The sequence below is a fragment of the Shinella granuli genome (assembly GCF_004341885.1).
In the GTDB taxonomy this organism is placed as follows: domain Bacteria; phylum Pseudomonadota; class Alphaproteobacteria; order Rhizobiales; family Rhizobiaceae; genus Shinella; species Shinella granuli.
The window spans coordinates 105,031-115,618 of the sequence record NZ_SLVX01000009.1; the positions used below are offsets into that span (position 1 = coordinate 105,031).

Below are 10,588 nucleotides of genomic sequence, written 5' to 3' on the forward strand. Positions count from 1 at the left end.
GTCGCATCGCCCCTCCCCTATGCCAGCGCTTCGCGCAGCTGCGCGAGGCTCGCCTGCCGGGCCTTGCGCGCCGCCAGCGCCTCCTCCATCGTCACCTTGACGAAACGGGTCGGCGTGTGGGGCTGGAGCTGGCCGATCAGGTCCATGTCGGCGGAGATGATCGTGCCGACCATGAAATAGCCACCGCCGGAGACGGCGTCGCGATGCAGGATGATCGGCTCCGTGCCGCCGGGCACCTGGATCGAGCCATAGGGATAGCAGCTATCGACGATGTTCGACGGATCGGAGCCCGCCCCGAAGGGCTGGTCTCGCGCGACGAAATCCAGCTTGCGCCCGCCCTTGAAGCGATAGCCCATGCGGTCGGCCTCGTTCGCCACCTTCCATTCGTCGGCGAAGAAGTTCTCCTGCGACGCCTCGGTCAGGCGATGCCAGTAGAGGCCCGGCACGACGCGCAGCGCCGCCGGCAGGCCCGGCTTGCGGCGCAGCGCCTCGGGCACCGTTCTCCCCTCGCCGGAAAGGCTTGCCTTCCCGACCGGCAATTCGTCGCCCGCGGCAAGCGGCCGGCCCTTGTGGCCGCCGAGCGCGCCGATCGGATAGGTCGAGCGGCTGCCGAGCGCTTCCGGCACATCGATGCCGCCGGAGACCGCGATCAAGATGCGCGCGCCGGACTTCAGGAAGTCGAAGGTCAGCGTCTGGCCCGCCTTCACCTTGAAGGCCGTCCAGCCGGGCTGGGCAACGCCGTCCACCTTGGCCGGCATGTCCGCACCGGTGACGGCGACCAGCGCATCCTCGGTGAATTCCAGCTTGGGGCCGATGAAGACGGCCTCGAGCCCCGCCGCGCCCTCGTCATTGCCGACCAGCAAATTCGCCGCGCGCATGGCGAAACGGTCCATCGCCCCGCCGACGGGGATGCCGAGATGGAAATAGCCGGGCCGGCCGAGATCCTGGACAGTGGTCGCAAGACCGTGGTGGAGAACCTTAATGGCCATGGAGCATGCCCTCCAGCGTGGCGTTGGTGCCGTCGATATCCTTCTGGAAGTCCCGGAGGTCGAAACGCACCTCGCGGATGGGCGGGGCGAAACGGCCCCGGTCGACATCCTCCACCGCCTGGTCATAGGCGTCGCGATCGATCGGCTTGAACTTGACGATGTCGCCGGGGCGGAAGAAGACCATGAAATCGCGGAGATAACTGGTCGTCTGCGCCGGGTCGAAGATCGGCATGGGCGTGATGCCGAACATCTGGTAGCCGCCCGCCCCGCGCACCGAATAGATGCAGCCGAAGCAGCCGCCATGGCCGACTGTCAGCCTCGGCGTGTCCGTGCGCGGCCGCAGGTATTTCGGCACCTGGATCTGCCGCTTTCGCTCGACCATCTGGTACATGAAGGGCAGGCCCGCGACGAAGCCGACCATGGAGACGAACCAGGGCGAGCCGGAATGGGCGCCGACGAAATCCTCGACCGAGCCGTAGCCGTTGATGCGCGCGGCATAGTCGAGGTCGGTGCCCGAGGGCTCCTGGTGGCGCTCGCGAAAGCGCATCAGCGTCTCGTGCGTCCAGGGATCGTTGTAGAAGACGGGGATCTCGACGATGCGGGTCTTCAGCACGGGCTCGGCCTTTTCCGCCGCGCCCTCGATCGCCTTCACTTCCCGCAGGATGTCGTCGGGATGGATGAGGTCGGGATCGAACTTCACCTGAAAGGAGGCGTTGGCCGGGCAGATCTCCGTCACGCCCTTAATGCCGCTCTCGCGCACGCCCTTCGCCATGGAAAGGCTCTTGAAGAAGGCTTCGAGCGACATCTCCTCGCTGCATTCGACGAAGAGGTGCTCGTCGCCGCCAAATGTGTATCGGATGCTCATCAGGCAACCTCCGCAGTCGCGCCGGCCCTTGCGGCGAATTCGGTTTCAAGCCAGTGTTCGAGGAAACGAGTGTCGAAGGCGCCGCGCCGGACGCTGTCGTCCGCGGCGAGCGCCAGATGCAGCGGGATCGTCGTCGGGATGCCTTCGATCACCAGCCCCTCCAGCGCGCCCTTCAGCCGTGCGAAGCAAGCCTCGCGCGTCTCGGCCCAGACGATGAGCTTGCCGACGAGCGAATCGTAGAAGGGCGGGATCGTGTAGCCCTCGTAGAGCATCGTATCGAAGCGGATGCCCTCGCCCTCAGGCACGACGAGCCTCGTGATCGTTCCCGGCGCGGGCATGAACCCCCTGGCAGGGTCTTCCGCATTGATGCGGCATTCGATGGCGTGGCCCTCGGCCGCGACATCCGCCTGGCGGATCGACAGCGGCGCACCGCCGGCGATGCGGATCATCTCCTCGACGAGGTCGATGCCCGTGATCATCTCCGTCACCGGATGTTCGACCTGGATGCGGGTGTTCACCTCGATGAAGTAGAATTCCCGCGTCGCCTCGTCATAAAGATATTCCACCGTGCCGGCGCCGCGATAGCCGACCGCGCGGGCGAGCGCCACGGCGCTGTCGCAAAGCCGCGTCCGCACATCCGCCGGCAGCAGGAAGGACGGCGCCTCCTCCCACACCTTCTGGCGACGGCGCTGCAGCGAGCATTCCCGCTCGAAGCAATGGATGAAATCCTGCCCGTCGCCGAGGATCTGCACCTCGACATGGCGCGCCCGGGTGATGACCTTCTCCAGATAGAGGCCGCCATCGCCGAAGGCGGCGAGCGCCTCGGCGGAGGCCTGCGGGAAATGGCGCTCCAGGTCGGCAAGGTCGGCAGCGATGCGGATGCCGCGGCCGCCGCCGCCTGCCGCCGCCTTGATCATGATCGGAAAGCCGGTTCTTTCCGCCACGGCCCGCGCTTCCTCGATCGTCGAAAGGCGTCCCGCGCTGCCCGGCACCGTCGGCACGCCGGCCTTCGCCGCGACGGCTCGCGCCGCGACCTTGTCGCCGAGCAGGCGGATCGCGTCGCCCTTCGGGCCGATGAAGATCATGCCCGCCGCCTCGACGGCATCGGCGAAATCGGCATTTTCCGAGAGGAAGCCGTAGCCGGGATGCACCGCATCGACGCCGGCGGCCTTCGCCGCGTCCACCACCGCCGCTATGTTGAGATAGGACTTCTTCGGCGCCGGCGAGCCGATGTCGACGGCGGCGTCCGCGAGCTTGACCGCCAGCATGTCAGCATCCGCCGCGCTGTGAACCTGCACGGTGCGGATGCCGAGCGCCCTGGCCGCCCGGATGATGCGCACCGCGATCTCGCCGCGGTTGGCAACGAGGATCGAGCGGATGGTCATGCCTCCACCTCGGCGATGACCTGGCCCGCCATGACCGGCTCCTCGTTGTCGACGAGGAAGGTGATGTTCCTGCCCGCAACGCCGGCCGGCACTTCCTGGAAGGTCTTCATCACCTCGATGAGCCCGATCGCATCGCCGCTCGAAACGGCGTCGCCATCCGCCTTGAACGGCGGGACGTCCGGCGAGGATGCCCGGTAGAAGGTGCCCGGCAGGGGCGATCTGATCTCGATCTTGCTCATGGTTCTCTCTCCACTTTATGACGTCAGCGCCCGGCCACGTTCGAGACCGGCGCAATGCGAATGCCCGCCCCCACCAGCGCCTCGCGCATCTGGCGCACGATGTCGAAGGCGCCGAGCGTGTCGGAATGGAAGCAGATGGATTCGAAGTCGATGGCGATGTCGTTTCCCGTCACCGTCCTGACCTTGCCCTCCTTGCAGGCGCGCAAGACCTTGCGGGCGATCGCCGCCGGATCGGGCCGGCCGGCATCGCGGGTAAAGACGATGGAGCCGCTGTCGTCATAGTCCCGGTCGGCATAGAATTCGCGCACGACCGGCTGGCCGGCCTCCCCGGCTGCGCGCCAGGTGGCCGAGCCGCCCATGCAGAAGATGTAGGCATTCGGCTCGACGGTGCGCATGTACTGCACGAAGATCTGCGACAACTCCGGATTGGCGGCCATCTCCATGTAGAGCGCGCCATGCGGCTTGACGTGCTGCAGGCGCACGCCGTGGCGATGGGCGAATTCCCGGATGGCACCGACCTGGTAGATGATGTCGTTGACGAGTTCCCGGGCGGTGCCGGCGATCTTGCGGCGGCCAAAACCCTGCAGGTCGTTGTAGCCCGGATGGGCACCGATACCGACGCCGTGCTCGGCGGCAAGCCGCACGGTCTGGTCCATCAGGTTCGGGTCGCCGGCGTGGAAACCGGTCGCGATATTGGCCGAGCTGATCAGCGGCATCAGGGCGGCATCGTCGGTATCGCCGACGCGCCAGCGGCCGAAGGCCTCGCCCATGTCGCAATTGATGTCGACGACCTCGCGCACTGTCTCTTCCCTCGCCTGCTTTTCCCGACGGGGAAACGCTAGGTCGTTTTCCGCCTTTTGAAAAATTCTATTTTTCTATATATGAATTCTGAAAATCAGAACCCGTTGCCTCTTTTTGTTGCGGCGCAAAAATACGGGAAATCAAATGGATATGCGCAGAACGCCCGCAATGGTGCAGCGCCATGCCCATTTCGATATCGCTCCTTCTGATTTTCCGATACCTTGCCGCAATAAATCAGAAGGGACAGCACAGCCTTGACGATCAGCCTCAGACAGATCCGCTACTTTGTCGCGACGGCCGAGCTCGGGCAGATCTCGCAGGCCGCCGTCGACCTGTCGATCTCGCAGTCCGCGGTGACGACGGCGATCAAGGAACTGGAGCGCACGGTGGGCGTCGGCCTCTTCCTGCGCACGCCGCACGGCATGGACCTGACGCCGGCCGGCCGGCAGTTCCTGTCGCATGCCTACGAGATCCTGAAGAAGGTCGACGAGGCGGTGCACCTCAATGCCGTCAGCAGCGAGATCGAGGGCACGCTGACGGTTGCGGCGACCTATACGGTCATCGGCTATTTCCTGCCGCTGCATATCGAGCGGCTGCGGCGCCTCTTCCCGAAGCTCGACATCCAGCTCTTCGAGCTCAATCGCGAATCGATCGAGGAGGGGCTTTTGAGCAACCGCTACGACATGTCGGTGCTGCTCACCTCCAACATCCTCAATCCCGCGCTGGTGACGGAGAAGGTGCTGAGCTCGACGCGCCGCCTCTGGCTGCCGGCACAGCATCCGCTGCTGCAGGCCGAGACGGTGGGGCTGAAGGAAATCGCGGAGGAGCCCTACATCATGCTGACGGTGGACGAGGCGGCGCATTCCGCCCTCAAATACTGGAGCACGACGCCTTACCAGCCCCGCGTCATCCTGCGCACCTCCTCGGTGGAGGCGGTGCGCTCGCTCGTCGCCAACGGCCAGGGCGTGGCGATCCTTTCCGACATGGTGCACCGGCCCTGGTCGCTGGAGGGCCGGCGCATCGAGACGGTGAATATCAGCGATGCCGTGCCCGCCATGGATGTCGGCCTCGCCTGGCGGCGCAAAATGGAGCTTTCCCCGCCCATGCTCGCCTTCCGCTCCTATTTCCAGCAGGCCTTCCATCTGCCGGAACGGTGACCGGCAGCAGGCGGCAGGCCTGGGCTCGATGTCCGCGTGCGCCACACCGGCTTGAGAGGCAGGCGCCGGCATTCGCTACGTCGAACGGCTGTGTTGCGCCGGCGGGCGTCTCGTCGCAATCATGCGAGACCACCGGCCGGAGGTTCGCCATGGCATGGATCGGCACAGTGCTTCTCCTGCTGACGTCCCTTGCCTTTCTGGGCTGGGGGCTTTGGAAGCGCGGCGGATTTTACGGTTTTCCGTTTCTTGCCGCCGCCATGTTCCTGACATTCGTCCTGCCGCAGATTCCCGGGCTCATCAACGATCGCTTCATGCCGCAGGACGGCGCCTTGACGCGTGCGATCTTCTTTTCCTGGCTGTGCCTTATGATGTGCGCTATCGGCTGGGAGCTCGGGCGGCATTCGAAACCGGGCTGGAACGCCACATTCAGCGAAAAGCGGCTGCTTGCCTGTTCCGCCGTGCTGTCGCTGGCCGGAGCGTATTTCTTTCACAAGTTCGGCCAGCTCGACGATGAACAGCGCCTCCGCGGCTTTCTCACCGGAACCGCGGTCGCATATCTCTTCTTCGCCAAGCTCCTGACCTACGGGCTGGCGATCGCGCTCCTGTGCTTCGCGCGCCGTCGCTCGCCGATGGCGCTCTGGATCATCCTGTTCGACTGCGTGTTCTACTTCGACCGCATCGTGATCGCCGGACGGCGCGGCGAGGCGGCCGAACTCGCTCTGATGATAGCGCTCGCCCTGTGGTTTCACCGGCGATATGCCGTACCCCGTCATGTCGTGGCGTCGAGCATGGTCTTCGCCGTCGTCGGCCTGCTCGCCGCCGGCGAATATCGGGCGGCGACCTATTACAGCGGCGCGCCGAACTGGCGCGCGGTTCTCGACATCAACCTTGCGGAAAACTGGCGCAAGCTCATCCAGCAAGGCGGCCCGGAATTCCGCAACCTCGCGTTCTCCCTTTCCTATGTCTCCGAAAACAACGCCTATGATTTCGGTTCGACCCACTGGAACACGCTGGTCCATTCCTATGTGCCGGCCCAGCTCGTCGGCTCGGCGCGCAAGGAAGCGCTCTACATTCGCAACCCCTTGCGATACGCGGTCGGCTATGAACCGGCGCCGGGAACGACGCCGACGGGCATGATGGACGCCTTCGCATCGTTTTCCTATTTCGGATGCCTGAAATTCGCGCTGATCGCGGCCCTGCTGGCAGGGATCTATTCATGCGCCATGCAGGGCAATACGGCCATGCAGCTGCTCTATATGCTGTCCGTCATACCGGCCATGCTCGCCGTGACCCATTTCACGAACGAGATCGCCATCGCCTGGGTGCATATCGCGCTCTTCATGATACCAGTGCTGATCTTCGCGCGTATCCCCGCCCCCAGGGCGACGAACGACCGTTCTTCCCCCATTCTGGAAAAGCGCTACAACTGCGCGAAAAAAACCTCCATGAGCTGAACGATTCCATGGGTGCCGGTCTTCCGGTAGATTCTGTATATGTGCGCTTCGACGGTTCTTGGATGAATGCCGAGATGCTCGGCAATGGTTTTTGCCGAATGCCCTTTCACCAGCTCCATGAGAATCTCGTGCTGGCGTCGAGACAAGGTGGACAGAAGACCATTGCTCACCTGTGCCGCGGCCATGCGCGACTGGTCCAGAATGCACAGGCATACTCTGTTTCCGTCTATTTCCAGGAACGGCCCGATCTGAGAGGGGATACATACATCCTCATGGCCCGCTTGTTCTATCTCCAATGCAATTCTTCTCAGGAAATCAGCAATTTTCCTCGTTTCACCACTGACCACGACATTATTATTTCGAATTAAATCTGGAGAACTCTGACGCAGCTTCATCTATGACTCCCGCATGATAGTCATCGATAGGCTAAAGCCCATTCAACAACGCGAATCGGGCTTTTTTTATTCACCGCGCGCGGTGAAGCACTGCCCTCACGCGCCGATGGGGGAAGACTGCCGGCCGGTGGCCGATCGGGTAAGGCGTGACGGCTGTTGAAGTGCGGTTCAGCGGAAGCCTGGCGCGGTGAAACGTCAGCCCGTGCACCCTTGCCCGGCAACCCGATGTCCGGGCTTGCGCGCCATCGCCATCAGCGTCCAGCCCCAGTCACGGCGCTCCAGAAGGTCGCGCCAGCGATCGCCGACGATGGTTCTCAGGGCGTTGTTCAACCTTCGGCCGGCCAGGATGCGGCGCAGCCCCTTGTGGGCGACGGGGCTGGCGGAAACGAGCCGCTCGACATGGAAGCCGGCTTCCAGCAGATGTTGAAGCTCACGCCTGTTCACCCAGTTGCGCAACTGGCCGGGCTGGGGCGGCGGGACATGGCAGCGCTCGGTGAGAACGGTCCTGTTCTGCGTAGCAAGAAGCAGAACGCCGCCCGGCCGCAGGAGCCGCGTGATCCGGGCGATGAAGGCCGGCTGGTCTGCAATATGCGAGAGAACCTCCAGGCTCACCACGACGTCATAGGCTTCCTCGCAAAGGGGCAGCGCGGCGAAATCACCTGCGATGAACTTGATATGGGGCCAGCGAAGCTGCGCACGCCGCAGCACCTCGTCCGACAGGTCGGTGCCGGTGACCCGGCCGAAGCGGGCAAGGTGCGGGCACAGCCATCCCGTGCCGCAGCCGACTTCGATGATGTCCAGGTCGTCGCGGTCGAGCTTGCCCAGCCAGTCCAGAACGATCTCGGCCTGGCGGCGCGATATCTCGCCGACGCTCGCCTCGCGATTTTCGGCGTTCCATGCATTCCAGAACGTGCGCTGGCTCTCGATCGTTTCCATGCGGCGAGCATGCGGTCGCCGCCGGAGGCGCGCCATCTGTCCTTTCGGCGCAGCGCCTTGCGCCATTGGTGGTAAGGCGCCCTCCCCGCAAAACCGGGCACCAAACCGACGGGAAAGCCGGGTTGCGGCGTAGGAGGCGGTGACCGCACATGCCCCTGCTTCGGCCAAAAGGCGGAGTGCGTGGGGGAAACGAGGTAGAAAACCAGAGCGTGTAAACATCTTCCGGTGTTTTACTTCTCGTCTCTTCCCCCTTTGCTCGAATGTTCAGGCCCCGGGGTCTCTCGCTATGCTTCATCGCCGGCCAAACACCGTGATGATGAACGGTGAGCGCCGCAACGAGGGGGATCCTATGGTTTTCCTGCTGCTTGAAAGTTCAGCTTCCCTTGCCTTGAGTGCCTTTCTGATCATTTTCCTGCGCCGGCTTGCGGTCCCCTTGCACCTGATCGACCTGCCGGATCACCGCAAGCTTCATGAAGGCGCCGTTCCGCTTTGCGGCGGCATCGCGATCTTCCTGTCCTTCGCAGGGATTTCCCTTCTGTCGGAACCTTTGAGCCTCGGGCCTGGCTTCTGGGTGGCGATGGGCCTGATCACGGTTCTCGGCGTCGTCGACGACCGGTTTCCCCTGCCTGCCCGCACCCGTTTCCTGGCGCAGGTCCTGATCGCGCTGGCCCTGATCTCCACGGAAGATCTTGGCCGGCTGTCCCTCGGCGATCTGCTGCCGCCGGAAGCGATCGGGGGGGCGGTAGGCCTTTTCATCCTCTCCGCCATATTCATCGTCGGGCTGGTCAACGCCTGGAACATGATGGACGGCGTCGATGGCCTTGCGGGCGGCAGCGCCGCAGCCGCCCTGGTCTGGATCCTCCTTCTTGCGGTCCATCTCGGCGAGGAAGGGCTTGTCTTCCCCGTCATGGCGCTGATCGCGGCGATCGGCGGCTTCCTGATCTTCAATGCGCGGAGCCCGTGGCGGCCGAGGGCGTCCGTCTATCTGGGCGATGCCGGCAGCACCACCCTTGGGGCGATCATCGCCTATCTTGTTCTGCACCTCTCCAACGGGACGGAGGGCCTGCCTTTCCCTGTTCTGCTGTGGCTGGTCGTCGTGCCGGTCATCGACACGCTCAGCCTGATGGTGCGCCGCATGCTCGATCATCGCAACCCGATGTCGGCCGATCGGCGGCATCTGCACCACCTGCTGATCGACACGGGCCTTTCACCGGCCGCTGCGAGCTACACCATCATCGCGGTGTCGTTCCTGTGCGGCGGCGTCGGTTATGCCGGTCTTGTCGCCGGCCTGCCGGCATCGGTGATGACGATCGGCCTCTTTTTCGTCGCCTTCGCCCATACGGCCTTCGTGCTGGCCGTCGAAGCCACGGCGCGCCACCGCGTCGCGCGGCCCCCGATCCATCTGCATCTGTGACCGGCGGAGACGAGCCCATGTCGATTTCCGTGCTCATCATGACGCTGAACGAGGAGCGGAACCTGCCTGCCTGCCTCGCTTCGCTGGATTGGTGCGACGACATCGTGGTGCTTGACTCCTACAGCACCGACCGCACGGTGGAAATCGCGCGCGCCGCGGGAGCGCGTGTCTACCAGCGGGTGCACGACACGGAATCCGGGCAGCGCACCTATGGCTTGAAGGAGATCCGATACAAATACCCCTGGGTCTACACGCCCGACGCCGACGAGATCACGCCGCCGGACCTGCGCGACGAGATGCTGGCCATCGTCCGCGACCCGACACGGCCGGAGACCTCCTTCCGCATCCGCTACAAGAACATGTTCATGGGGCGCTGGATCAAGCACAGCAGCCTCTACCCGACCTGGATCACCCGGCTCGTGCGGCCCGATTGCGTGCGCTACGAGCGGGAGGCGCATTCGCGCTGCCTTTCAGACGGCCCGGAAGGGCGTCTCAATGCGCATTTCATCCACTACAGCTTCAACAAGGGCATGACCGCCTGGTACGACAAGCACAACCGCTATTCCTCTTCCGAGGCGCGCGAGACGATCGCCAGCCTGCGCGAGAAACATGTGCCCTGGCGCGATGTGCTGAGCCATGTGCCGGAGACGCGCCGGCGTGCGCTGAAGGAACTCGCCATGCGGCTGCCCTTCCGCCCCGCTGCCCGCTTCCTCTACATGTATGTCGTGCGCGGTGGCTTCCTCGATGGCCGGGAAGGCTATCACTATTGCCGGCTGCTGGCGGCCTACGAATACATGATCGTCATCAAGACCGAGGAGCTGCGGCGACGCGAAAGCGGCCTGCCGGTATGACCGGGGTCAGGGGAGGCCCACCGCCTCCCAAGGCCGCCGTCAGGAGAAGGAAGGACGAGGCTCCGGCTCCTGACGGTCGCACCCGGGACGAGGTGGATCGGC

The 10,588-nt window shown here is 64.4% G+C and carries 12 protein-coding genes; 4 read left to right on the forward strand and 8 right to left on the reverse strand.

Features of this window, described 5'->3' with window-relative positions; genetic code table 11:
• Positions 1-17: 17 nt before the first annotated feature.
• From EV665_RS16190 to EV665_RS33105, 6 genes are all read right to left on the reverse strand, one after another.
• Positions 18-989, reverse strand: a complete 972-nt coding sequence (locus tag EV665_RS16190; RefSeq protein WP_133034878.1) for a 5-oxoprolinase subunit C family protein — start codon at positions 987-989, stop codon at positions 18-20.
• A complete protein-coding gene (locus tag EV665_RS16195; protein WP_064333780.1) occupies positions 979-1,854 on the reverse strand; it encodes a 5-oxoprolinase subunit B family protein in 876 nt (291 codons plus the stop codon). The genes EV665_RS16190 and EV665_RS16195 overlap by 11 nt, the downstream gene beginning before the upstream one ends.
• On the reverse strand, positions 1,854-3,239 hold the full coding sequence (locus EV665_RS16200) for an acetyl-CoA carboxylase biotin carboxylase subunit (RefSeq protein ID WP_133034879.1): 1,386 nt from the start codon (positions 3,237-3,239) through the stop codon (positions 1,854-1,856). The genes EV665_RS16195 and EV665_RS16200 overlap by 1 nt, the downstream gene beginning before the upstream one ends.
• Complete coding sequence (locus EV665_RS16205) at positions 3,236-3,478, reverse strand: acetyl-CoA carboxylase (RefSeq protein ID WP_064333778.1); 243 nt, start codon at positions 3,476-3,478, stop codon at positions 3,236-3,238. The genes EV665_RS16200 and EV665_RS16205 overlap by 4 nt, the downstream gene beginning before the upstream one ends.
• A gap of 23 nt (positions 3,479-3,501) precedes the next feature.
• On the reverse strand, positions 3,502-4,278 hold the full coding sequence (locus EV665_RS16210) for a 5-oxoprolinase subunit PxpA (RefSeq protein ID WP_133034880.1): 777 nt from the start codon (positions 4,276-4,278) through the stop codon (positions 3,502-3,504).
• A gap of 67 nt (positions 4,279-4,345) precedes the next feature.
• Positions 4,346-4,468, reverse strand: coding sequence for a hypothetical protein (locus tag EV665_RS33105; RefSeq protein ID WP_281048242.1), 123 nt, complete (start codon positions 4,466-4,468; stop codon positions 4,346-4,348).
• Between the two features lie 65 nt (positions 4,469-4,533).
• Between EV665_RS33105 and EV665_RS16215 the strand changes: the two genes are divergently transcribed.
• Together EV665_RS16215 and EV665_RS16220 are read left to right on the forward strand one after the other, a co-directional pair.
• Positions 4,534-5,436: a LysR family transcriptional regulator gene (locus tag EV665_RS16215; RefSeq protein WP_133034881.1), complete on the forward strand. Its 903-nt coding sequence runs from the start codon at positions 4,534-4,536 to the stop codon at positions 5,434-5,436.
• Between the two features lie 149 nt (positions 5,437-5,585).
• Positions 5,586-6,890 carry an O-antigen polymerase gene (locus tag EV665_RS16220; protein ID WP_133034882.1) on the forward strand — a complete coding sequence of 435 codons (1,305 nt, stop codon included), beginning with the start codon at positions 5,586-5,588 and terminating at the stop codon, positions 6,888-6,890.
• Here the strand turns inward: EV665_RS16220 and EV665_RS16225 are convergent.
• Both EV665_RS16225 and EV665_RS16230 read right to left on the reverse strand, forming a co-directional pair.
• Positions 6,857-7,285, reverse strand: a complete 429-nt coding sequence (locus tag EV665_RS16225; RefSeq protein WP_133034883.1) for a helix-turn-helix domain-containing protein — start codon at positions 7,283-7,285, stop codon at positions 6,857-6,859. The two genes, EV665_RS16220 and EV665_RS16225, sit on opposite strands and share 34 nt — an antisense overlap.
• A 195-nt stretch (positions 7,286-7,480) precedes the next feature.
• Positions 7,481-8,221 carry a class I SAM-dependent methyltransferase gene (locus tag EV665_RS16230; RefSeq protein WP_245507733.1) on the reverse strand — a complete coding sequence of 247 codons (741 nt, stop codon included), beginning with the start codon at positions 8,219-8,221 and terminating at the stop codon, positions 7,481-7,483.
• Positions 8,222-8,654: 433 nt separating this feature from the next.
• On the opposite strand from EV665_RS16230, the gene EV665_RS16235 reads away from it, so the two are divergent.
• Positions 8,655-9,635, forward strand: coding sequence for an MraY family glycosyltransferase (locus EV665_RS16235; protein WP_162853080.1), 981 nt, complete (start codon positions 8,655-8,657; stop codon positions 9,633-9,635).
• A 17-nt stretch (positions 9,636-9,652) separates the two neighbouring features.
• Complete coding sequence (locus EV665_RS16240) at positions 9,653-10,486, forward strand: glycosyltransferase family 2 protein (protein WP_064333772.1); 834 nt, start codon at positions 9,653-9,655, stop codon at positions 10,484-10,486.
• Positions 10,487-10,588 lie beyond the last annotated feature (102 nt).

Coding starts and splice junctions, on each gene's coding strand:
- EV665_RS16205 (WP_064333778.1), bottom strand. CDS start 3,478: ATGAGCAAGATCGAGATCAGATCGCCCCTGCCGGGCACCTTCTACCGG.
- EV665_RS16195 (WP_064333780.1), bottom strand. CDS start 1,854: ATGAGCATCCGATACACATTTGGCGGCGACGAGCACCTCTTCGTCGAA.
- EV665_RS16230 (WP_245507733.1), bottom strand. CDS start 8,221: ATGGAAACGATCGAGAGCCAGCGCACGTTCTGGAATGCATGGAACGCC.
- EV665_RS16225 (WP_133034883.1), bottom strand. CDS start 7,285: ATGAAGCTGCGTCAGAGTTCTCCAGATTTAATTCGAAATAATAATGTC.
- EV665_RS16200 (WP_133034879.1), bottom strand. CDS start 3,239: ATGACCATCCGCTCGATCCTCGTTGCCAACCGCGGCGAGATCGCGGTG.
- EV665_RS33105 (WP_281048242.1), bottom strand. CDS start 4,468: ATGGGCATGGCGCTGCACCATTGCGGGCGTTCTGCGCATATCCATTTG.
- EV665_RS16220 (WP_133034882.1), top strand. CDS start 5,586: ATGGCATGGATCGGCACAGTGCTTCTCCTGCTGACGTCCCTTGCCTTT.
- EV665_RS16190 (WP_133034878.1), bottom strand. CDS start 989: ATGGCCATTAAGGTTCTCCACCACGGTCTTGCGACCACTGTCCAGGAT.
- EV665_RS16240 (WP_064333772.1), top strand. CDS start 9,653: ATGTCGATTTCCGTGCTCATCATGACGCTGAACGAGGAGCGGAACCTG.